This window comes from uncultured Adlercreutzia sp. (assembly GCA_910585575.1).
GTDB lineage: Bacteria > Actinomycetota > Coriobacteriia > Coriobacteriales > Eggerthellaceae > Adlercreutzia.
The window spans coordinates 310-21,607 of the sequence record CAJUFS010000031.1 but is presented as its reverse complement, the minus strand read 5'-3'; the positions used below and the strand labels follow the sequence as shown (position 1 = coordinate 21,607).

20 protein-coding genes are annotated in these 21,298 nt (G+C 61.7%); 17 read left to right on the top strand and 3 right to left on the bottom strand.

What is annotated here, in order from left to right; genetic code table 11:
* The first annotated feature begins 124 nt into the window (after positions 1 to 124).
* Positions 125 to 2,404 (top strand): MurT ligase domain-containing protein, encoded by a 2,280-nt coding sequence (locus QZ307_RS05810; protein ID WP_295997132.1) that lies wholly within the window; start codon positions 125 to 127, stop codon positions 2,402 to 2,404.
* A gap of 196 nt (positions 2,405 to 2,600) precedes the next feature.
* Positions 2,601 to 4,301 (top strand): LCP family protein, encoded by a 1,701-nt coding sequence (locus tag QZ307_RS05805; RefSeq protein ID WP_295997129.1) that lies wholly within the window; start codon positions 2,601 to 2,603, stop codon positions 4,299 to 4,301.
* Between the two features lie 52 nt (positions 4,302 to 4,353).
* Here QZ307_RS05805 and rlmH read toward each other — a convergent pair whose 3' ends face one another.
* From rlmH to mscL, 3 genes are all read right to left on the bottom strand, one after another.
* Complete coding sequence (gene rlmH, locus QZ307_RS05800; RefSeq protein WP_295997126.1) at positions 4,354 to 4,827, bottom strand: 23S rRNA (pseudouridine(1915)-N(3))-methyltransferase RlmH; 474 nt, start codon at positions 4,825 to 4,827, stop codon at positions 4,354 to 4,356.
* A gap of 1 nt (position 4,828) precedes the next feature.
* Entirely contained in the window at positions 4,829 to 5,620 is a 792-nt protein-coding gene (locus tag QZ307_RS05795; protein ID WP_295997123.1) for an exodeoxyribonuclease III, read from the bottom strand.
* A 273-nt stretch (positions 5,621 to 5,893) separates the two neighbouring features.
* Complete coding sequence (gene mscL / locus QZ307_RS05790; protein ID WP_295997121.1) at positions 5,894 to 6,367, bottom strand: large conductance mechanosensitive channel protein MscL; 474 nt, start codon at positions 6,365 to 6,367, stop codon at positions 5,894 to 5,896.
* A 97-nt stretch (positions 6,368 to 6,464) separates the two neighbouring features.
* Between mscL and folE the strand changes: the two genes are divergently transcribed.
* The 15 genes from folE to QZ307_RS05720 all read left to right on the top strand — a co-directional run bounded on the left by folE (position 6,465) and on the right by QZ307_RS05720 (position 20,717).
* Positions 6,465 to 7,058 carry a GTP cyclohydrolase I FolE gene (gene folE / locus QZ307_RS05785; RefSeq protein ID WP_366143040.1) on the top strand — a complete coding sequence of 198 codons (594 nt, stop codon included), beginning with the start codon at positions 6,465 to 6,467 and terminating at the stop codon, positions 7,056 to 7,058.
* Positions 7,059 to 7,142: 84 nt separating this feature from the next.
* Positions 7,143 to 7,418 carry an ACT domain-containing protein gene (locus QZ307_RS05780; protein WP_295997119.1) on the top strand — a complete coding sequence of 92 codons (276 nt, stop codon included), beginning with the start codon at positions 7,143 to 7,145 and terminating at the stop codon, positions 7,416 to 7,418.
* 71 nt (positions 7,419 to 7,489) lie between these two features.
* Positions 7,490 to 7,945, top strand: a complete 456-nt coding sequence (locus tag QZ307_RS05775; protein WP_295997117.1) for a type II toxin-antitoxin system antitoxin SocA domain-containing protein — start codon at positions 7,490 to 7,492, stop codon at positions 7,943 to 7,945.
* Positions 7,942 to 8,274 (top strand): hypothetical protein, encoded by a 333-nt coding sequence (locus QZ307_RS05770; RefSeq protein ID WP_295997115.1) that lies wholly within the window; start codon positions 7,942 to 7,944, stop codon positions 8,272 to 8,274. The genes QZ307_RS05775 and QZ307_RS05770 overlap by 4 nt, the downstream gene beginning before the upstream one ends.
* A gap of 509 nt (positions 8,275 to 8,783) precedes the next feature.
* A complete protein-coding gene (locus QZ307_RS05765) occupies positions 8,784 to 9,386 on the top strand; it encodes a hypothetical protein (protein ID WP_295997113.1) in 603 nt (200 codons plus the stop codon).
* Between the two features lie 284 nt (positions 9,387 to 9,670).
* Positions 9,671 to 10,882: a helix-turn-helix transcriptional regulator gene (locus tag QZ307_RS05760; protein WP_295997111.1), complete on the top strand. Its 1,212-nt coding sequence runs from the start codon at positions 9,671 to 9,673 to the stop codon at positions 10,880 to 10,882.
* A gap of 479 nt (positions 10,883 to 11,361) precedes the next feature.
* Positions 11,362 to 12,735 carry a molybdopterin-dependent oxidoreductase gene (locus tag QZ307_RS05755; protein WP_295997108.1) on the top strand — a complete coding sequence of 458 codons (1,374 nt, stop codon included), beginning with the start codon at positions 11,362 to 11,364 and terminating at the stop codon, positions 12,733 to 12,735.
* 36 nt (positions 12,736 to 12,771) lie between these two features.
* A complete protein-coding gene (locus QZ307_RS05750; RefSeq protein WP_295997104.1) occupies positions 12,772 to 13,287 on the top strand; it encodes a hypothetical protein in 516 nt (171 codons plus the stop codon).
* 306 nt (positions 13,288 to 13,593) lie between these two features.
* Positions 13,594 to 13,848, top strand: coding sequence for a DUF4160 domain-containing protein (locus tag QZ307_RS05745; protein WP_275206074.1), 255 nt, complete (start codon positions 13,594 to 13,596; stop codon positions 13,846 to 13,848).
* Between the two features lie 2 nt (positions 13,849 to 13,850).
* Positions 13,851 to 14,114 (top strand): DUF2442 domain-containing protein, encoded by a 264-nt coding sequence (locus QZ307_RS11075; protein ID WP_366143039.1) that lies wholly within the window; start codon positions 13,851 to 13,853, stop codon positions 14,112 to 14,114.
* 19 nt (positions 14,115 to 14,133) lie between these two features.
* The gene (locus QZ307_RS05740) at positions 14,134 to 15,444 is read left to right on the top strand and encodes an isochorismate synthase (protein ID WP_295997099.1); all 1,311 of its coding nucleotides are present in this window, start codon (positions 14,134 to 14,136) and stop codon (positions 15,442 to 15,444) included.
* A gap of 189 nt (positions 15,445 to 15,633) precedes the next feature.
* Complete coding sequence (locus tag QZ307_RS05735) at positions 15,634 to 17,547, top strand: thiamine pyrophosphate-binding protein (RefSeq protein ID WP_295997097.1); 1,914 nt, start codon at positions 15,634 to 15,636, stop codon at positions 17,545 to 17,547.
* 3 nt (positions 17,548 to 17,550) lie between these two features.
* Entirely contained in the window at positions 17,551 to 18,345 is a 795-nt protein-coding gene (locus QZ307_RS05730; protein ID WP_295997095.1) for an alpha/beta fold hydrolase, read from the top strand.
* A gap of 358 nt (positions 18,346 to 18,703) precedes the next feature.
* A complete protein-coding gene (locus QZ307_RS05725; RefSeq protein WP_275206079.1) occupies positions 18,704 to 18,931 on the top strand; it encodes a hypothetical protein in 228 nt (75 codons plus the stop codon).
* A gap of 205 nt (positions 18,932 to 19,136) precedes the next feature.
* Positions 19,137 to 20,717 (top strand): sodium:solute symporter, encoded by a 1,581-nt coding sequence (locus QZ307_RS05720; RefSeq protein WP_295997090.1) that lies wholly within the window; start codon positions 19,137 to 19,139, stop codon positions 20,715 to 20,717.
* Positions 20,718 to 21,298 lie beyond the last annotated feature (581 nt).

Here is a 21,298-nt window from a genome sequence, read left to right as displayed (position 1 = left end):
CCGGGTCGTGCGGTGAAACGTGCGGATTCCGTTGGCCCCGTGCGGGCATTCGGGGCCAACGGTATACTAGGAGCCTAATTTGTGGGGCGGCTTTGGCCGCCGGCTCAACCAACGAGGTGCGTTCATGAGTGTACGTTTTTCTCTGGCGAAGGCGGCCAGCGCGGTGTCCACCTGGGGCTTGAAGCATGTGGCCCATCGCCCGGCGGCGAACCTGCCGGGAAAAATCGCCCTGAAGATCGATCCGTCGCTGCTTGATGAGCTGCGGAGCAAATGCACCGTGGGCTCGGTTGTCACGGTGGGCACCAACGGGAAAACCTCTACGAACAACCTGCTGGCCGATGCGTTCGAGGCCGATGGTCGCACGATTATTTGCAACCGTACCGGTGCGAATTTGGCTGCGGGCATTTCCTCGGCGCTGCTGCAGCAGCCGGCGGCCCAGTGGGGGGTCTTCGAGTGCGACGAGCTGTGGCTTGCCCGCGTGCTGCCGCGTTTGCGCTCCACCTATGTGGTGCTGCTGAATTTGTTCCGCGACCAGCTGGATCGCTGCGGCGAAATCGACCGTATTCAGGGTGCCATCATCCAGGCGCTGGAGGGGTCGCCGGAGACGGTGCTAGTCTACAACGGCGATGACCCCCTGTGCGCGCGCATTGCCGAGGCCGTGAGCAATCGCTCGGTGGCCTTCGGGCTCACGGAATCCATGAACCTGGCCCAGAACACCGTGGCCGACGCTCAGATGTGCCAGAAGTGCGACGGCATGATTGCCTACCGCTTCCGCCAGTACGGCCAGCTGGGTGATTACTACTGCGAGTCCTGCGATTTCGCGCGGCCGGAGCTTACCTTTGCGGGCAGCGCCATACGCCTGACGGCCGCCGGCGTGGCCATGGAGGTAACGGGTCCCCACGGCCCGGAAGCCATCCACACGCCGCAGGCCACGCCCTATGCCGCCTATAACTTGCTGGCTTCCTATGCTCTGTGCCAGGAAGCGGGCATTCCCACGGCGGCGTTGCAGAAGGCCGTCGACGCTTTTAATCCGCGCAACGGGCGCCTTCAGCGCTACACCATCGATGGCCGTCCCGTGCTGCTGAACTTAGCGAAGAACCCCACGGGCTTCAATCAGAACCTCAAGATTGTCGAGGCCGACACGACGCCCAAGGTAGTGGCTTTCTTTATTAACGATCAAGTGGCCGACGGCCATGACATTTCCTGGATTTGGGATATCGACTTCGAGGAACTGGCCGATCAGGAGAACCTGACGGTCATTGCCGGCGGCTCGCGGGCCAATGACCTGCAGGTGCGTCTTAAGTACGCCGGCATCGATGCGACGCTGGGCGACATCAACGACGCGTTCGCCATGGCGGCGCGCTTGACGGCCGAGGGGCGCCTGGCGGCCAATGCCGGCGTCTACGCCATTGCCAACTACACCGCGCTGCCGCCCGTGCACCAGGCCCTCAACGCCATGGAAGCGGCCGGCGGCGTGAGCGGGGCAGCAGCCGCTGAGTCCGATCCGGCGGCACCGAGCGCTGTTGGCGCGGGGGAGCAACATCATGGAGGGGCAGCTCGTGTGACGGAAGGCGCCGCCGACTCCGTCGAGAGCGACAGGGCCGACACCGCCGCGGCCCCGGCGGCTGCTGAAACCGACGCCCCCTCTGCGGGCGCTACCCCGGTGGTCATTGCCCATCTCATGCCCGACCTGCTGAACCTCTACGGCGACGGCGGCAACGTGCGCGTGCTGCAGCAGCGCCTTGCTTGGCGCGGCATTCCCGTGGAAGTGCGCCGGGTGCCCTACGGCGAATCGGTGAACCTGGACGAGGTGGACCTGGTATTTATGGGCGGCGGCCCCGACCGTGAGCAGAAGCTGGCCAGCGAGCAGCTGGCCGCTATGGGCGACGACCTGCGCGCCTACGTGGAGGCCGACGGCCCGCTGTTGGCTATTTGCGGCGGCTACCAAATTCTGGGGAAGCAGTGGCTCTGGGGCGACGAGCTGGTGCCGGGCCTGGCCATCATCGATATGGAGACGCGGCGTCCTGGCACCTCGGCCGATCGCCTCATCGACAACATGGCGCTGGAATCTTCCCTGACCACCCACCCGGTAGTGGGCTACGAGAACCACGCCGGCCGCACCTATCTGGGCGAGGGCGTCGAGGGCTTCGGGCGCGTTGTTTCCTCGTGCGGTCACGGCAACAACGACGATGATCGGGTGGAGGGCGCGCGCTACCGCAACGTGGTGGGTACCTACTCCCATGGCCCTCTGCTGTCGAAGAATCCCGAAGTGGCCGACTGGCTGCTGGCCCGCGCCCTTGAGCGCCAGGTGCGGCGCACGGGTCAATCGGCGGCCGGGCTGCTTCCCCTCGATGACACCGTGGAGTTGGCCGCCAATCAGCATATGGTCGAGCGCCTGGGTTAGCGGTCGCGGGCGCCCGACGCTGTCAGCTTCGTGGCGAACTTATGAACCAAATGCCGTGGTGCTGTGGCGTTTCCCTGATAAAAGGGGGTCTTTTCTTGCGCCGTTCGCTCTTTTTCACCAAAATGTTACTTCGATGATGAAGAGGTCTGTGGCCGGGCGCCATAGCAGATGAAACATGAAAGCGAGACCGCACAGGATGTCCGAAGCATCAGGCAAGAACAATCCGCGTGCCCAAAAGGGCAAGCACGCTTCTCAACCGTTGGGCCAGGCACCCCAGGGCGCCGGCTCCAACAACCCCCGTAATTCCCAGCCGCTTGAGGGGAAGGCCCGCCAGAATTCCCTGCCCGTGGGCTCCAACAACCCCCGCGCGGCCTTGGGCGCTGGCTCTCAGAACCCCCGCCATTCTCAGCCGCTGCCTGCGCAGCCGGTGCTGACGGGCTCGGCTTCGGGCCCGCTGCCGACGCTGCCCCCCATGGGCGAAGCGAACCCCTATTCCCGCGGTGCCACGGCGGGCGATTATGCCCACGATCGTCGTCGCAAGAAGCGCAAGCGGGTGCTGCTGGGCGTTTTGGCGGCGGTGCTCGTGGTGGTCATGGGCGGCGCGGCCACGGCCTTCGCCTATATCAACAAGCTCGAAACCAACATGAACGACGAGATCACCCCTGAAATTCAGGAGGCGCTGGAAGCTCCGGCGGCCTACGATGGCGGCACATTCTACATGCTGCTCATGGGCACCGACGGTTCGAAGGAACGCTCGCAGTCCGAGCAGTACGCTGGCGACAACTTCCGCTCCGACTCGATGATATTGACGCGCGTCGATCCCGAAAACAAGAAGGTCACCATGATCTCGCTCCACCGCGACACCGAGATCGAAATCGAGGGCTACGGCATGCAGAAGCTGAACGCCTCCTACGCCATCGGTGGCCCGGCGGCAGCCATTAAGACGGTGTCCCAGATGGCCGGCGTGCCCATTTCCCACTACGCGGAAATCAACTTCGACGGCTTCAAGGACGTGGTGGATGCCCTGGGCGGTGTCGAGGTCGACGTGCCCATGGAGATCGACGACAAGGAAGCTGGCGGCCATGTGTCTGCCGGCAAGCAGACGCTCTCCGGCAAGGAAGCGCTCATTCTGTGCCGCTCGCGTCATGCCTACGACGAGTACGGCGACGGCGATCGTTACCGCGCCGCGAATCAGCGCATGGTGCTCGGCGCTATTGCCAAGAAGATCCTCTCGGCCGACGTGGCCACTATGGCCTCTACGGTGGAGGCGCTTTCCCAGTACGTGACCACTGACTTCCGCATTGCTGATATTCTGGCCTTGGCCAATTCCATGAAGGACCTCGATCCCTCGAAGGATATCTACTCGGCCATGGAGCCTACGGAAAGCGAGTACTACAACGACACGTGGTACGAGAAGCTTGACGTGGACGGCTGGAACACCATGATGAACCGCATGAAGCAGGGGCTGCCGCCCACCGAGGAGGACGAGGTGGACGAGCTGAACGGCACCGTGCTGGCCAGCGTGGGCGACGGGGCCGGGGCCGCCTCCGATGCCGAAGGCGTGCAGACCGCCGACGGCACGGGCGACAAGACCGCGCGCTCCACGTTCTCGGAGACGCGCACCGGCAAGGTGACGGTGAAGAACGGCAACGGCACCGATGGCGTGGGCGCCGAGGCACTCGAGCGCATCAAGCCTTTGGGCTACACGGCCGACGCCAGCAACGCCAACAGCTTCAACTACGATGAAACTGTCGTGGTGTTCGATACGGCCGACCAGCGCGTCTACGCCGAGGAGCTCATCGATGCTCTGGGCTGCGGCCGCGCGGTGCAGAACAAGAACGGTGAGTACCAGTACGAGGGTGACTTCCTCATCTTGATCGGCTCCGACTGGCAGTAAGGCTTTCGGGCTAACGGCACTTAGCAGCAAGGGGCTTCCGCCAGGGGGCCCCTTATTTATGGTAAGGTTCGCCGCGCGAGATTTTGTAGGCGCGGTAGATTTGCTCCAGCAGCACCACGCGGGCCAAGTTGTGGGGCAGCGTGATAGGCCCGAAGGAGAAGGTCTCGTCGGCTCGGGCGCGTACGGCGTCGCTCACGCCGTCGGAGCCGCCGATGACGAAGGTCAGGTCGCTGGTGCCGCGCAGTGCCAGTTCGTCCAAGTGGCGGGAGAAGTCGACGCTCGAGCGCTGTTTTCCCTCAATGGCCATGAGGATGACGCGCGAGCCTTCAGGCGCCGCGTTCAGAATGGCCTCGCCTTCGCGCTCGCGGGCTGCCTCGATGCCGCCGGCCCGTGTGGGATCGACGTCGGCAATTTCCGCCACCGCCACTTTCGCGTAGGGGCGCAGCCGCTTCAGGTACTCGTCGCAAGCGGCTGTCCAGAATTTCTCCTTCAGCTTGCCCACGGCAATAACGGTTATTTTCGTCATGCTAGGCGTCCAGGTCCAGGTCGATGCCCACGGGGCAGTGGTCGGAGCCCTCGACGTCATCGTAGATGCTGGCGGCCCGCACGGCATCGGCCAGCGCGTCGCTGACCAGGAAGTAGTCGATGCGCCATCCCGCATTGGTGGCGCGGGCGCGGTAGCGATAGCTCCACCAGGTATAGCGGCCTTCCTCCGTAGGATGCAGCAGGCGGAAGGTGTCGGTAAAGCCGGCGTCCAGCAGCTCGTTCAGCTTGCCGCGCTCTTCGTCGGAAAAGCCCGAGGCGCCGCGGTTGGGGCCCGGATTCTTCAGGTCGATGTCCTCGTGGGCCACGTTGAAGTCGCCGCACATGACCACGGGCTTGGGGTCGCAGGTCTCGCCCGAGGGCAGCACGCCCGCCTCAAGTCCCTTGCAGAAGTCGCGGAAGGCGTCGTCCCACTCCATGCGATGGTCGATGCGGGCCAGCTCCATCTGGGAATTCGGCGTGTACACGTTTACGAACCAGAACTGCTCGAACTCGCAGGCCACAATGCGCCCTTCGGCGTCCAGGTACTCGTTGCCCAAGCCGTGCAGCACGCGCAGAGGCTCTTCGCGGCAAAAGACGGCCGTACCGGAGTAGCCCTTCTTCTGAGCGTAGCTCCAGTACTGGTGGTAGCCGGGCAGGTCGAGCTCTACCTGGCCCTCTTGGCATTTGGTTTCCTGGATGGCGAACACGTCGGCGCCGAAGGCATCGAACACCTCAAGGAAGTTCTTCTTCAAAACGGCGCGGATGCCGTTCACGTTCCACGACACAAATCGCATGGGACTCCTTCGCGGGAAAAGACAGGGACAACACGAAGCAGTGTATCCCATTCAGGGTGGTAGCGGCGGCCTTGCGGTTCAACTTCCCATTTTTGTTCTGAAAAGTACGGTTTAGCAGGGCGACAGGCCACAAGGCTGCCATTGGGGGCTTCCTCACCTGGGAAAACGTTTACCTTCAAAAAGGGAATGTCCCGGAATGCACGGTTTCTCATGCTAAACCGTGCATTCCGGGACAAAAATCGTTGGCTTGGATTAACGCGTCTCGCGTTGGCGCTATTCCGCGGGCTTGTAGGTTACCTCGGCGGGGGCGGGCAGCTCGGCGGTGCAGTGGGGGCAGCGGGTGGCGCCCACGTTGATCTCTTCCAGGCAGAAGGGGCAGGTGGGAGCCTGCTCGATGAGCTCTTCGCCGTTCTTGCCACGCTTGAAGTGCTTCTTGCCGCCGTCCTTCATCTTGTTGAAGGCCTTCACCATCATGAACACCACCCAGGCCACGATGAGGAAGTTGATGATGGCGCTGATGAACGCTCCGAAGTCGATGCCACTCTCGGTGCCGGGCACGGGGATGGTGAGGCCTGCTACCTCGGTGCCGTTGCCGCCGGTGATGAGCTTGATCAGCGGGTTGATAATGTCGTCGGTCAGCGACGTGACGATGGCCGTGAAGGCAGCGCCGATGATAATGCCGACGGCCATGTCGATAACGTTGCCGCGATTGATGAATTCCTTGAATTCGGCCAAGAGATTCTTCATGGTCGATCCCTTCTCGAGGTATACCTTTGATCGTTCCATTATCCACCTGCTCAGCGTGAGTTCCATTACGTCGTGATAACATGACGGGAACCGTATTATGAGCAGAAACATACAGGAGCCGATACCGGTGGATAAAGCGAAAATCGAAGAGGGCGTGCGCCTGATTCTGGAAGGGGTGGGCGAAGATCCTACCCGTGAGGGCCTGCTGGAAACGCCGGCGCGCGTGGCCCGCATGTACGAGGAAGTGCTGGGCGGTTTGGAAGAGGATCCCTCGCGGCATTTCGACGTCACCTTCGACGAGGGCCACAGCGAGATTGTCCTGGTGGGCGACATTCCCTTCTACAGCATGTGCGAGCATCATCTGGCGCCGTTCTTCGGCAAGGCCCACGTGGCCTATATTCCCGGCGAGGACGGTCGCATCTGCGGCATTTCGAAGCTGGCGCGTCTGGTGGACGGGTTTGCGAAGCGCCCCCAGGTGCAAGAGCGTCTGACCGGGCAAATTGCCGACACCCTGGCCGAAGCGCTGCATCCCGCCGGCGTCATCGTGGTGCTGGAGGCCGAGCATATGTGCATGTCCATGCGCGGTGTGAAGAAGCCAGGCTCGAAAACCACGACGCGCGCCGTGCGCGGCTGCTTTGAGACCGACCCCGACGCCCGCGCCGAAGCGCTGGCCCTTATTTTCCGCGGGTAGCTCGTTGGTGCACTGCGCCTGACCTGCCGTCCGAGGCGCTGGCTTCCGGCCGCGCCGCAACCTCCTAAGAAAGAAGGATCTCCTATGAAGTGCGTTATCTCTGTTCTGGGCAAAGACCGTTCCGGCGTGGTGGCCGCCATTGCCACGGTGCTGGCCGACTGTGGCGCCAACATCGACGACATCTCCCAGACCATTCTGGGCGAGGGCCGCATGTTCTCCATGACCATGATGGTCACGCTCGATCCGGCTGTGGCCGACTTCAACACGGTGCAGGAGCGTCTGACGGCGGCGGGCGAAGAGCTGGGCATGCAGGTCATCATCCAGCGCGAAGACGTCTTCCAGATGATGTACAAGATTTAGTTTTCTTCTTGTTCCGATGCAGCTTCGCGTTGTCGGCTAGAATAAGCTAACACAGCGAAAGGAGGAGGGTTATGGCACGAGTGCTCGATGTGGCGACATACGTACTGAACCAAACGGAGAGCATTTCGACCATGAAACTCCAAAAGCTGGTGTATTACAGCCAGGCCTTCCACTTGGTTCGAGAAGGCTCCCCGCTCTTTCCAGAGGACATCGAAGCGTGGGCTAATGGCCCTGTGATACCGGAGCTCTTCAAATTTCACAAGGGAGAGTTCGTTATTTCCCGCGGATTCTTGACGGGTTCGGTCGACGCTCTCAATTCCGAGGAACGTGCGTCGGTGGATCACGTCATCGAACGCTTGGGCGACTGGTCCGGTGCGCAGTTGAGCGATCTTACGCATAGCGAAGACCCTTGGCGCGTGGCTCGTGGCTCCCTGCCACCGCGCGCCCGATCCCAGACAAAAATTTCGTGTGAGGTCCTGAGGGTTTACTACCGCTCTTGTCCTGCGGGAAATCCGGTGTTCGCATGAGTCGATCTCGCTACTCAAAAGGAGTGGTTTCAAAAGCCGGGGCGGCTATGGTCTCCCCGGCTTCTTCTTTAGGCGAACAGGAGCAGGCAAAAGAAGTTGTCAACTACTGGAGAGAGATTCATGGCGAGGTGCTGCAGCGGGCTCTGGAAGACATCGAAGGGCTTGACAGTGTCAATGAAACGGTGCGGGTTGCGGGCCGCATCAAAAAGTTGGATACCATCATCGACAAACTTAGGCGCCCTCGTACGCCCTCCGAGCTACACACAATGTACGACATAGCTGGCTGTCGGCTGATTGTCGAAGACTTTTCTCAGCTTGAAGAAATATGATGCGTCTACTATAAGGAACGAGCAAGCAAGGGTCGAGAAACGGAAAGGGCTTCCCATGAAGAAAGATCTCGAAAACGCGGGCGAGCTGTTCCCCCAGTCGGTGTTCATTGTGGCAACGTACGACGAGCAGGGCGTGCCCAACGCCATGAATGTGGCCTGGGGCGGTGAATGCACTCGCCATGAGATTGCCATCAATATCGGTGGTCATAAGACGACGGAGAACATCCTGGCGAAGGGGACCTTTACAGTGGCTCCCGCCGATCGTGCCCATGCAGCCCCTGGTTTACGACTCTACTCGCCGCATCTATCGCGTGGTGGGCGAAGAGGTTGGCGGTGCCTGGGAAGCAGGCAAGGCGCTGCTGTAAGGACGCTCCGGCTTCTTTCTCTTACGAAGGGGCTTCGCAGACTTCCCCTCAGCGAAGCCCCTTCGCTGTTTTCGCGCAAGGGGATTGCGGAGGTCGACGGGGTTCGGTATGGTAACGATAGGAGAGTGCGAGGAGGGGATTCCCATGGGCCAAGAGGCAACCCAGGAATCGGCGAAGATGCCCGAGGGGTGCAATACCGTTACGTTCACGGCCACCGACGGCACCGTGGTGACGTTTCCGCTTGATTTCCTCATCGAGCGTGGGGCCATAATTGCCGATAAGATCAATGGCGAGAATATCGCCGACGTGATGGGCTGTTCCAATCAGCTGTGGATTCCGGGCTTTCCGGCGAAGTACTTTATTCGCGACATTGCGCAGATCGACTTCACCCGCGAGGACGAGGTGCCCTCGCTGCCGGATTTCACCGATGATGGTCACGACTATACCAACCGTCCGAATGTGTCCTGCAAGGCGGAGTACGTGGGACGGGTGGGGGAGCCCATGCTCTTCGAAGGCTGGGCCGACGACTACGATAAGCGCATCGTCGGCGTGGAGTTTTCTCTCGACGGGGGCACCAGCTGGACTCGTCACGACACGGCCGGCACCGATGCCGTGCGCTGGGTGTGGTGGACCTTCGAATGGACGCCCGTGGAAGAGGGCATGTTCCAGATGATGGTTCGCGCGGTGAACGAGGACGGCAAAGTCAGCCCTATCGCCGCCGTGCACAACTTCCAAGCGCTGGCGTAGGTAAAGGGAGCAGCATGGGGCAGGAGAGCCAAAAAAGCACGCAGCGTTTCAATCGGATTGTCATGTATGTGGGCACAACGTGCTGGATTGCGTGGAATGTATATTTAGTTGCCCTGTGTCCGAATTCCTCGGTAGCGCTGCCGCACCCTCAAGCGCCTTGGGATCAGGCTGCTCTGGTGGTTGGCTACGTGGTAGGTGCCCTGGCGCTCCTAGGGGGATCGCGGCTTTTCTCGGGAAGGGTCTCGCTATCGCGGTCAGTCGTTTTCCTTGCTTTGATATGTGCCATGACGGCGGTCCTGTTTTATGCGGCGTCACCTTTGGTGTGGTGGGCGCATTCGCTGCTGCTCGTGGCTCTGGGATGCCTCACGCTGATCATCACCATTTTGTGGATGTGCGTTGTTTGCGTGCGCAGCAGTGCAACCATCTATCGTTCAATGGGTGGTACGACGGCCTGCGGGGCTCTCTTGGCCTTAGGCGTGTCGTCCCTCGAGCCTACGGGTTGGTCAATGGGTCTGCTTATTGCCATCATGCTCGCTTCGTTCGCTTGCTTTGTTTTTGCCAGTGATTCGACTTTGGGCTCCGATGCGAGCTTGATCCCTCGGGGTGAGGATCATGGCAACCGTCGTTCCAGCTTGGTTCCCCATGCAGCGTTGGTTGCCGGGGCAGTGGTATGGGGCGTGGCCGGCTGCGGGGTAGCTCTCTTCGCTTCAGCCGTCGCGATGCCGGTATCCTTCGGGCTCCTTGCATCGCTGGCGGGAGGCATCATGGTTGCGGCTCTTGCCTTCTTGCTCGTTGGTCACCGCTTGCGTAAGGCCGATAAGCTTGGGTTCGTTGTGCTGGCCCTCATGGTTCTGGCCCTGGGCTCGGGACTTTACATGCTGCAGGCGCTGGATGCCTTTACGTTGGAGGCGGCGGTGACCTGCATGGCGGCGGGGTGTGCGCTGTTTCATTTGTATTGCAAAGTGCTCTATCTTGATATTGCTTACTTAGCCGCAGAATCTCCCCTCTTGGTGTTTGCCCAGGGGGCTCTTGCGAATTATGTTGGAGCGCTGGCGGGGGCTGCCGCGGGGTGCCTTCTGGGTCCGGCTGTTGCGGTGGGTGGAGCGTCGGCGCCCATTCTCGTCTTGCTGATCGTGCTCTTAACAGCCAATGCCCTCTTCTTCTCTCGCAAGAGCATGGGGACGCGCTGGGGCTTGGTGGCGCGTCAGATGGCGATGCCGTTGCCGTCTCGTCCTTCTGATTTGGAGCAGTTTGCCTCGCAGGCGGTCCTTGTGGCACAGGAGGCGGGACTCACTCCGCGCGAAGTGGAAGTTTTCCAGCTGCTCATGGAGGGATATCGCGCCAAGCAGATCGAGGAGAAGCTTGGCATTTCTCTAGGAACGGTGCGCAATCACCTTAATCGCGGCTACGCGAAGTTGGGCGTCCACTCGTACGATGAGGCTCGCGCCCTGGTTAGCGCTGCGTCAGAAAAGGCCCAAGACAATCAAAAAGCCTGATCAACAGCCTGTATAAAAATCATACAGAAAAATATCTCTTCCCATTCCGCAAAATGTGCACTTTACGCAGATGCGGCTGTTTGCCTTCTTGCTTATGCTCCCCAAGAGCCCTGGAACGCGAGCGAAAGCTGCTGTCCGTTCACGGAGAAAAGCGGCTGTCTTTTGGGCCGGCGAGCAAGGGAGTCGCCTCCCCGACTTCGTTGACCGATGTCGGCATCGCCACGGCCGGGGCTCCTATTTCTTGCAAGAGGGTAGTCGTAAGAAGAAGAAGGAGGAGATGCGACATGGAACCAGAGAAAGCAATCCGGCTCGACCAGGACGGGACCGCGCGGAAGGGGAGGAAGCGGTGGCGTAAGGCATTGGTGGCCGTTTGCGTCGTGTGCCTTTCGGCCGCATTATTCGTTACCGCTGGTTGTCAGCCGGCGTCGGTTGATTCGGCGCAGTCTGAAACGGAACTGGCTCAAACGGGCGATGACCCCATGGCAGTTACTGATTTCTATCAGATGAACGCCGGCGACTTCACCAATACCGACGGCTTCAACGGACGTAACATGAATGACGGGAATCGCGGATGCACGTCGTGTCATTCTGACTTGTGGTCCACCATCAGCGGTGATGTGGCGCCTATTCAGCACGTGCTTGCCAGTGCCCCGGGCTATGGAAAGTCTTACGGTTGGACTGACTGCACCACGTGCCACACCTTCAACGCGGCTCTGGGTGCTCCCCGTTTGGACGACCGCATTCACAACACCCATTACGCCAATGCCACGTTCGTTGAGGCCGAGCATGGGAATTGCTTCAGCTGCCACGACACCGATGCCGAGGGCAAGTGGGTCATGTACGACGAGTTCAAGTACACGGCTCAGGCAAGTGGCTATGTCGATGCGGCCGATGCCAAGCTCGACAACTGGCTGCGCCTGCGCGGCCGTTCGGCCCACAGCGCCAACGAGGTAGTTATTGAATCGGAGCCCAAGATTGACGTCGAACTGTCCCAGCCGGTGACCGATGAGGCCGATATGTACGTGGCCAATAACTACGTCGTGCCGGAGCTTTCCGCTGACACCTACACGCTTTCCGTGACGGGCGTGAACAACGAGCGCACGTTCACGCTGGACGACCTGAAGGCATTGCCCCAGACCGAGATGACCGTGACCCAGGACTGCTTCACCAATGCGAACAACAGCGTGCTCATCGGCAACATTCCGGTCAAGGGCGTACTGCTGAAGGATCTCATTGATGCCTGCGGCGGTCTGAAAGACGGTATGACCACGCTTTCCAACCATGGTGCCGACGAGTGGGGTCATCGCAACGATGTGAACTTCCTCATCGAGCAGAACGCTATCATCGCGCTGGAGTACTGGGGTCACGAGCTGACGGTGAACCAGGGCTATCCGGTGACCTTCGTGCTGCCGGGCGTGAGCGGCCTCATGTGGGACAAATGGGTGGTCTCCATGGAGTTCACCGATGAAGATCCGGACAACAATCCGTGGATCCTCTATGACGTGGTGGGCATGAAGCGCCAGTTCCAGGGCACTATTTGCGCTGGTTGGCTTACGCCGGTGAAGGATGGCACCGAGGTGAAGGTGGGCGACGCGGTTCCGGTGAACGGCTACGCGTTCCTCGACAACTACATGGGCCACAGCCTTTCCGAGATTGCCTTCAGTGCCGATTACGGCAATACCTGGACGACCGTTGCCGTTCCCAAAGACTTCGACCAGAAGCAGTGGACCTACTTCGAGGGAACCTGGACGCCCGAGGAGGCCGGAACCTACATCTTGCAGGTGAAGGCTATCGACGCGGCTGGTTCTGAGCAGTATGTGCCCGCATCGGTCATCGTTAAGGTGACTGAGTAGCCCGCGTATCGCGAAAACTGGAAAGGAGTTATGGAAATGGATGCGAAGAAAACGTTGAAGACGGCGGGCTCGGTTGCGGGAGCGGCCGTCATGATGGGCAGCACGCTGATGCTGACCCCCATGGCCGCGCTGGCGATGGGGGTAGATGCGCCGGCGGTTCCTGCTCAGGAGACGGCAGCCGAACAGGACGCAGCGGTTGCCGAGCAGAATGTTGCCCCAGCGCGCGTTGAAGGAACGTTCGCTTTCGATCAGGGCGCTCTTACCACGAACAAGGATATCGCGAATATCTTTAGTAAAGCGGCGGCAACGCTGTGCGAGGGACTTCCCGCATACGGCGGTGAAGTATCCGGCGGAGCGGTCAAGGTAACTAATCTGGATGCCAACGCCGTGTGCGAGGCCACCGTTGAGGAGCTAGCCGAGCAGACTGACGTCGAAAACCTCGTCGTCGGCTGTGCGTGTTCTTCGAATGTGCCAGGAGGTGGCGCTATCGTCAATGCTGAGGTTTCCGGCATTCCCATAGCCGCCGTCGCAGCGATGGTGGCTGCGTTCTAGAAGAGAGCTGTTGTTGCAAAGATCTGAAGAAAGCGCGCCCGTCGGTTCGGGTGCGCTTTCTTGCATTCGGGCTGGGACTGTTTTGCCAATGAAGACTTCGCCGCAATCGAACAATTTCCTATCGAGTGCCGTTAAGAGGAGCATCAACGCTTGTGAGGAGCCGCTCTCTGGTGATGGTTGCAAGGTGGACTCCGAAAAGCGGTATCGTTGCAAACAGTCACTCGGATGACTCGGAATAGCGAGGACGGCGTCGAGGCGATTCCCCATGGTATACTTTGAAAAAATCCGTCTCGAAAGGTGGCGTGCATGCCTGAGATTTCTCGGTTCTACGGCATCGTGATCAAGATGTTTTTCAAACCGAAGGAGCATGAGCCGAGCCATATTCATGCCCTGTACGGTGAATACGTGGGCGAGTTCAACATCCAGACTTTCGAGATGATGGAGGGCGATCTGCCGCCTAAGGCGCAAGCGCTTGTGCGCGAGTGGCTCGCAATCTATTCGAAGCAGCTGCAAGCAATGTGGGACGCCCAAGTTATCGAAAAACTCCCTCCTCTGGAGTAAAGATGATACATCGAATTAAGAACATACAGCCTCTTTCTAACCTGCAGTTGAGGGTATGCTTTGACGACGGTCGCGTTGTTCTCTACGATGTCGCAGAGGATGTGCGGGATATCCCGTCGTATGCGCCCCTTAAAGAGCTTACAGGGCTGTTCGAGCAGGTAAAGATCGACCAGAGCCGAACTTGCGTCTACTGGAATGACGAGATAGATCTGCCCAGCGATGCAATTTACGAGTATGGCTGCGAATTGTCGCCAGCAGCCGCTTAGGATCTTCGAGGTCTCAGCTATGACGCGAATTTACACCTGCAATGTGCCCATCGAGGCCGATGTGGTCGATGCCTTTTGCGCGCTGCAGAAGGGATTTACCGACCAGTTCGTCTACTACGACAAGCAGCACCCCACGCGCTATCTGGGGCTGGGGCGCTGCATTGCGCTGCCCTCTTTGCGCGAGGTGGAGTGCGTGGGCAGCGGCATGACGGCTGCGAGCGAAGGTTCGGCAGCCGATGAGGGCTCGGCGCGCGCAGCGGCCACGACGGCCGATAGCCAGCCGCCGGTGTTCTTCTCGTTCAACCGATTCGACGCCACGAATCCCGCCCCCTGCGACGACCTCATGGCGTCGTTTCCCCAGCTGCGCTTCATGCTGCCGGAGATTGTGCTCATCGAGAACGAGCGCGGGCGCTTTCTGCAAGTGAACTCCTTGGGGCCGGTGTATCCCGGTCGCGTGGCGCGGTTCGAGCGCCTGGTGGCTGCAGCTCCTGCCCGCACGGCGGTGACCATTCCCTATACCCTTGAGCCCGACTCCCGCGAGGCGTGGCAGCAGGCCATGGACGAGGCCTTGGCGGCTATCGAGGGCGGTCGCGTGTCGAAAGTGGTGCTCTCGCGCCGCAAGCGCGTGGTGGCCGAGCATCCCTTCTCCTCGAAGGATCTGCTGGTAAATCTCATTGACGGCGATGCGCGGGGCACCGTGCTTCTGTATCGTTATGCCGACGTGTTCTTCTGCGGCTGTACGCCGGAGCTGCTGGTGCGCAAGCGCGGCGACGAAGTGGCCTCCATGTGCCTGGCCGGCACCTGCCCGGTGGGCGCTACCGAAGATCAGACCGAGGCGCTGGCGGCCGCCCTGATGACCGATGAGAAGAACCGCGCCGAGCACGATTACGTGGTGCAGCTTATTCGCAACGTGCTCGATCGAGTGTGCTACGACGTAGAGGTGCCAACGATGCCCCAGATCATGCGGCTGGCCCACGTGCAGCATCTGTTTACCCCGGCTCGGGCCCGGGCGCTCCAGGGCGTCACGCTGGCCGACCTCATGGAGGACCTGCATCCCACCCCGGCCGTGGCCGGCACGCCCGTCGGCGAGGCCAAGATGCTCCTGCGCGTCATTGAGCCCTACAACCGCGGCTTCTACGCGGGGGCCTGCGGTTTTGTGGATGGCAACGACGATGGCGAATTTTCGGTGGCTCTGCGCACCGGCGTGTTCGACGGCGAGATGGGCTGGGTCTACGGCGGCTGCGGCATTGTGGGCGAAAGCGATGCCCAGGCCGAGTACGACGAGATCGATCTCAAACTGCGCACGATCCTTTCTGCTTTCGGGGCCTAGGCGCTTCATCGGGCCGCTTTTCGGTGGCCGTGCTCGGCAATGGCTGGGCGGTTGGCGCCACGTGGCAAAGCGAAGAGGCGCTGCCGGAGGGGCGGTTCCTGGGCGGTTTCTGTGACGGGCGAGGCGGTTATCAGCGTGATCAGGCGGATCGCGGTATCATAGGCGGCAGACTTTTTGAAAGGACGCCTGATGATCACGACTTCCCATCAGCAGGACACGGCGCTGTTCGTGGCCGCCTTCTTCGATGAACTGACCCGCTGGGGCGTGCGCGAGGTGGTGGTGAGCCCTGGCTCCCGCTCCACGGCTCTGGCCATGACCGCTTTCGAGCTGTCCCAGCGACGCCCCGATGATCTGCGCTTATATGTGGATGTTGACGAGCGCGGAGCTTCTTTCCTGGCTCTGGGCCTGGCCAAGGCTTCCGGGAGTCCCGTGGCGCTGGTGTGCACCTCGGGCACGGCGCTGGCCAACTACTACCCGGCCGTTATCGAGGCGGAAACCTCCCGCGTGCCGCTCATTGTTCTGTCCGGCGACCGGCCTCCTCAGCTGCAGGGGCTCGGCGCGCCGCAAACCACTGATCAGTTGAAGGCCTACGGCGACCATGTGCGCGCCTTCCGTGCCATGCCCACGCCTCGCGGCCGCGATCGCGATATTGCCTTCGCGCGCCAGGCGGCTCGCGAGGCCTGCCTGGCCGCCTTGGGGCCCACGGCTACGCTCGAGGAGGTATCCTGCGTGGCGGGGGGCGCCGACATGCCCGTGAACTACAACCCGGAGGCCCAGGTGGCCTCCCGAGCCTGCCAGCATTTGGCGGGCCCCGTGCATTTGAACTTCCCCTTCGATGCGCCGCTCAAGCCCGACTTCCTTGGCGCGGACAATCAGGCGGCCCTGCGCGGCGGCATCGACTGCTTCGGCCTGGGACGCCGTGTACCCACCGAGGGCCGCCACGGTGCGCCCCTGTCCATCGCCCCGCTAATGGCGGCTTCGGGCGAGCTGCCCGCTTCCAGTGTCACCGCGCTGGAGGAGCTGCTGTGGAAACGTCCCGCCGTGCTCCTGGCCGGAGAGGGCTCCTGCGAAACCATGGCCGAGGCCGAGGAGATTGTCACCTGGGTGCGCCGCTGGTCCATTCCCGTGCTGGCCGATCCGCTGTCTGGCTTGCGCAGCATCGATGATCCCCTGGTCATCGACAACTACGACAACCTGTGCGGCCGTCCCGACTGCCCCGTGCCCGAGGTGGTCATTCGCTTCGGCCGCTATCCCATTTCCAAGCGAGCCACCACGCTGCTTGAGCGCGCCCGTCCGCTGTCCATTGCCGTGGACGTGGCCGAGACCCGCGATTTCAATGCCACCACCGACGTGTTCGTGGGCACCACGCCCCTGGGCTTTGTGCGCAGCAACTGGCACGGCGAGGGACGCAAGGCCCAGAAGGCGTTCGCCGAGCGCTGGATGACCCTGAACGACGAGGCCCGTCTGCGCATCCTGGCCGTGGAATGGGACGGCGTCACCTCGCTGGACGCCGAGGCCGTGGAGGGCGCCTACGTACGCTCGCTGCTCGAGCTCATGCCCGACGAGTCCTGCCTGTTCTCGGCGAACTCTATGAGCATTCGCGCCCTGGACACCTTCTACTTGAAGGACGGGAAAACCCGTGCCGTGCTGGCCAACCGCGGGCAGAACGGTATCGACGGCGTGGTGTCCACGGCCGTGGGCGCGGCCCAGCACTTCGGGCAGACCACATTTTTGACCGGCGATTTCACCTTGCTGCACGACCTGAACGGCCTGGCGCTCCAGCGCGAGATGATGCTGGCTCACCCTGAGGGGGAGGCGCCGTCCTTGGTCATCGTGCTGCTGAACAACAACGGGGGCGCCATCTTCGACATGCTGCCCCAGGCCTCCGAGGACCCGTACTTTGAGCGCCTGTTTCTGGCTCCCCAGGACGTGCGCTTCACCGAGGCAGCGGCGGCTTTCGGTATCCCTTCAGCCACGGTGCACACCGTGGGGGCCTTCCGCAGCGCCTACCAGAACTTCCTGGGCACCCCGGGCATCAGCTTGGTGGAAGTGCAGCTGCCCCTGCGCGGCGTGCGCGACCGTTACGCTCCCTATCAGGGGTAACTCGTGACCGCTTTCATCTTGCTCCATGGCTTCGCCCAAACGCCCGCCTCGTGGGACGGGGTGGCGTCAGCGTTGCAGGCCGCCGGTCATCGCACCTTCGTGCCCGACTTGTTCGCCTGGTTGGGGGAGGAGGGTTGCGACGCGGCCTCCCCGGTGTGTGCGGGCCAGGAAGGCGCTGCGCCTCTGTCCGCAGCTTGCGACCGCCTTGCCCAGGTGGTGCGTCAGGTGGCCGAGGTGGAGGGCGCTCCCGTCGTGGTGGGCTATTCCATGGGAGGCCGCTTGGCGGCAGAAACCCTGGTGAGGCATCCCGATCTGCCCTTGACGGGCCTGGTGCTGGAAAGCGCCGGTTTGGGCCCAGCGGACGAAGATGCCCGCGCGGCCATGGCCCAGCGCAACGAGGCCTGGGCCGCCCGTCTGCGCGCCGAGGGCATCGAGGCGTTCATGAATTGGTGGGAGACAATGCCGCTGTTCGCCAGTCAGCGGGCGCTTCCCGCGCCCGTCCGTGCGGCGGTGCGCGCTCAGCGCACGGCCCATAACGCCGAGGTGTTGGCGCAAGGCTTCGAAGCCTGGGGCGCCCAGCACCAGGCGCTTGAGGGAGAGACCCTGGCTGCTTTGCGTGCGCTGCAGGAGCGGGGTGTTCCCGTGCGCTACCTGGCTGGTTCCCTCGACGCCAAGTACACCGCCGTGGCCGAGCGCGTCCGCGCTGCGGGGCTCGCTGCCCAGGTGGTGCCCGAAGCGGGTCACAACATTCATCTGGAGCGTCCGCAAGAATTCCTGGCAGCTCTTTCGCGTAGCTAGGTTCTAGGCTGGTGTATCGCGTTCTTCGAGTTCGCTCCTTCGCAAAATTGCACTGAAATGAACGGTTTAGCATGAGAAAGCGGCTATTTCAGAAACGGGCATTGCAAAGCGAGGGTTGTTTTGCCTGGTAGTGGTTAAGTCATGTAAACAATCTCAAGGGTATTTCCTGCTAAAGCGTGCATTTCGGAACATTTTTGCCTTCGGCTGATTGTGTGAGCCGACATACGCCCTTGCCTTTGCCGATTGCGCAGGCCGACGTACGCCCCGTCATCCTTCCCGCCGCAACCCGCGTGCGCTAGCCGGGTGCGGTATCAAATTATGACTTGCGCGCTCCCTTTATTGTGCTAAAGTGTCGGCCATGGTTAACGTACTGGGACATAGCACGCATTGCGACGAGGCAGCCTGCGCTGTCATGAGCGCCCGTTGGGCCGAACAGTGCTGTGGCGGAGCGGCGGAGCGTGCCCTGATGAGCGCGCACAAGGCCGCCCAGTGTATCGCCGAGGCCGCTCGTGCCGTGGCCAGCCAGCACCTGGCCCAGCAGTCCCAGCGCGCCACCACCCTACAATTTGTCTTTCGATACCAATAGCACACGGGTTTTTGCCCGTGGCTATTTTTTTTGTAGCCTCAGGCAAAAGGTCGTGTGCGCTTCGGTATTGAGCTGGAAACAGCAGCGCGTTCCCCGGGGAAGGGGCGCGCGAAGAAGGCGGCTCCGTCGGAAGCAGCGACGGGCGCCGCGCCGACCGGCGGGGTGTCGGCCGGTAAGGAAGCGTCAAGAGAGGAAAGAAAGAACCATGATTGCGAAAATTCTGCTCGTCATTGCCTTTGTGGCCGTGGCCGTGGCGGTGGGCGTTTACTGCCGCAAGCACACGGGCACCGTCGACGGCTTCATCTTGGGCGGCCGCAACGTCGGCCCCTGGATGAGCGCCTTTGCCTATGGCACCAGCTACTTCTCGGCGGTGGTGTTCGTGGGTTACGCCGGCCAGTTCGGCTTCAAGTACGGCATCTCGGCCACCTGGGCCGGCATCGGCAACGCCATTATCGGCAGCTTGCTGGCCTGGTGGATTCTGGGTCCCCGTACCCGCGAAATCACCCATCGCCTGAAGGCCTCCACCATGCCCGAGTTCTTCGGCAAGCGCTACGACTCCCGCGCTCTGCGCATTGCGGCCGCGGCCATCATCTTCGTGTTCCTGATCCCCTACACCGCCAGCGTGTACAACGGCCTGTCCCGTCTGTTCGGCATGGCGTTCGCGCTGCCCTATGACGTGTGCGTTATCGGCATGGCGGTGGTCACCTGCATCTACGTGGTGCTGGGCGGCTATATGGCCACGGTCATGAACGACTTTATCCAGGGCATTGTCATGCTGCTGGGCATCATCGCTGTTATTGTGGCGGTGATCATCAACAACGGCGGTTTCTCCGAGGCCATCATCTCGCTGTCGCAGATTCCCGCCGAGGGCTCGGCCATGCAGGGCCCCTTCGTCAGCTTCTTCGGCCCCGATCTGTTTAACCTCATCGGTGTGGTAATTCTCACGTCGCTCGGTACCTGGGGCTTGCCGCAGATGGTGCAGAAGTTCTACGCCATTAAAACCGGTCCCGCCATCAAGCAGGGCGCCATCATCTCCACCATCTTCGCCTTCGTGGTGGCCGGCGGTTCCTACTTCCTGGGCGGCTTCGGGCGCCTGTACGAGGGCCAGATCGAGTACGCCGCCAATGGTACGCCGGTGTACGACTCCATTATCCCCACGATGCTGTCCACCCTGCCCGACGTGCTCATCGGCCTGGTCATCGTGCTGGTGCTGTCCGCTTCCATGTCCACCTTAAGCTCGCTGGTGCTGACGTCGTCTTCCACACTGACCATCGACTTCATCAAGGGAAACATCATCAAGGACATGTCCGAGAAGAAGCAGCTGATGTGGATGCGCGGGCTGCTGGTGGTGTTCATCGCCATTTCCGCGGTAATCGCTCTGTTCCAGTACCACTCCAGCGTGGTGTTCATCGCCCAGCTCATGGGCTACTCGTGGGGCGCGCTGGCCGGCTCGTTCCTCGGCCCCTTCCTGTGGGGCCTGTACTCCGGGCGCATTTCGAAGGCGTCGGTGTGGTGCTCGTTCGTGGTCGGCGTCGGCCTGACTGCGGTGAACATGGGCCTGGGCCTGGCCGGCGGCACGCCGCTCATCGCGAGCCCCATCAACTGCGGCGCGCTCTGCATGATCCTCTCGCTGATCATCGTGCCGGTGGTGAGCCTGTTCACGCCGGCGGTGCCCTTCCAAATTAAGGCGCCCACGCCGGAAAGCGCCATCGACCGCGAGTACGACCGCGAGCTCGAGCAGGAGATGGTCGAAAGCGCCAACGCCGGAGCCGCCGCCGACGTGTAGGCGCGCGATTCTGCACATGTCACAAGGGCCGATTCGTCGGCCCTTTTTCGTTTTGGAGGGAAGGCCCGGTGAATTAGGCCGCCTTAAGCGCTTCTTCGTCGCCGAATTCCTTACTAACTCGGATATACTTAACCCCATCTGTAATCCGAGCGTGCGGCCACTGAGGAGGGGCGTGCGCGGAAGGAGTGTCATGGAAGGATTCGAACTTATTGCCACGGGCCTGTGGTCCATTGTGCCGCCGATTCTGGCACTGGTCCTGGCGCTCATCACCAAGGAGGTGTACTCGTCGCTGACCATCGGTGTGTTCACGGGGATGATCATCTACCAGTTCACCCTCAACGGCGCCGGCGGCGAGCAGCTCATCGATGCGTTCACGATGATCCCGCAAATGATGGCCGAGCAGATTGCCGGCAACGGGGCGCTGCTGCTGTTCCTTGCACTGCTAGGGGCGCTGACGGTGGTCATTGCTACGGCCGGCGGCTCCCGCGCCTATGCGGAATGGGTCACCACCCACGTGAAGAACGCCCGCGCGGCCAGCATCCTGACGGCGCTTCTGGGCATCATCATCTTCGTGGACGACT

Excerpts from the sequence above, each read along its gene's own strand:
- QZ307_RS05805 (WP_295997129.1), top strand. The coding sequence starts at position 2,601 with ATGTCCGAAGCATCAGGCAAGAACAATCCGCGTGCCCAAAAGGGCAAG.
- QZ307_RS05745 (WP_275206074.1), top strand. The coding sequence starts at position 13,594 with ATGCCTGAGATTTCTCGGTTCTACGGCATCGTGATCAAGATGTTTTTC.
- folE (WP_366143040.1), top strand. The coding sequence starts at position 6,465 with ATGAGCAGAAACATACAGGAGCCGATACCGGTGGATAAAGCGAAAATC.
- QZ307_RS05720 (WP_295997090.1), top strand. The coding sequence starts at position 19,137 with ATGATTGCGAAAATTCTGCTCGTCATTGCCTTTGTGGCCGTGGCCGTG.
- QZ307_RS05750 (WP_295997104.1), top strand. The coding sequence starts at position 12,772 with ATGGATGCGAAGAAAACGTTGAAGACGGCGGGCTCGGTTGCGGGAGCG.
- QZ307_RS05780 (WP_295997119.1), top strand. The coding sequence starts at position 7,143 with ATGAAGTGCGTTATCTCTGTTCTGGGCAAAGACCGTTCCGGCGTGGTG.
- QZ307_RS05810 (WP_295997132.1), top strand. The coding sequence starts at position 125 with ATGAGTGTACGTTTTTCTCTGGCGAAGGCGGCCAGCGCGGTGTCCACC.
- mscL (WP_295997121.1), bottom strand. The coding sequence starts at position 6,367 with ATGAAGAATCTCTTGGCCGAATTCAAGGAATTCATCAATCGCGGCAAC.
- QZ307_RS05725 (WP_275206079.1), top strand. The coding sequence starts at position 18,704 with ATGGTTAACGTACTGGGACATAGCACGCATTGCGACGAGGCAGCCTGC.
- QZ307_RS11075 (WP_366143039.1), top strand. The coding sequence starts at position 13,851 with ATGATACATCGAATTAAGAACATACAGCCTCTTTCTAACCTGCAGTTG.
- QZ307_RS05765 (WP_295997113.1), top strand. The coding sequence starts at position 8,784 with ATGGGCCAAGAGGCAACCCAGGAATCGGCGAAGATGCCCGAGGGGTGC.
- rlmH (WP_295997126.1), bottom strand. The coding sequence starts at position 4,827 with ATGACGAAAATAACCGTTATTGCCGTGGGCAAGCTGAAGGAGAAATTC.
- QZ307_RS05735 (WP_295997097.1), top strand. The coding sequence starts at position 15,634 with ATGATCACGACTTCCCATCAGCAGGACACGGCGCTGTTCGTGGCCGCC.
- QZ307_RS05740 (WP_295997099.1), top strand. The coding sequence starts at position 14,134 with ATGACGCGAATTTACACCTGCAATGTGCCCATCGAGGCCGATGTGGTC.
- QZ307_RS05770 (WP_295997115.1), top strand. The coding sequence starts at position 7,942 with ATGAGTCGATCTCGCTACTCAAAAGGAGTGGTTTCAAAAGCCGGGGCG.
- QZ307_RS05755 (WP_295997108.1), top strand. The coding sequence starts at position 11,362 with ATGGCAGTTACTGATTTCTATCAGATGAACGCCGGCGACTTCACCAAT.
- QZ307_RS05760 (WP_295997111.1), top strand. The coding sequence starts at position 9,671 with ATGACGGCGGTCCTGTTTTATGCGGCGTCACCTTTGGTGTGGTGGGCG.
- QZ307_RS05775 (WP_295997117.1), top strand. The coding sequence starts at position 7,490 with ATGGCACGAGTGCTCGATGTGGCGACATACGTACTGAACCAAACGGAG.
- QZ307_RS05795 (WP_295997123.1), bottom strand. The coding sequence starts at position 5,620 with ATGCGATTTGTGTCGTGGAACGTGAACGGCATCCGCGCCGTTTTGAAG.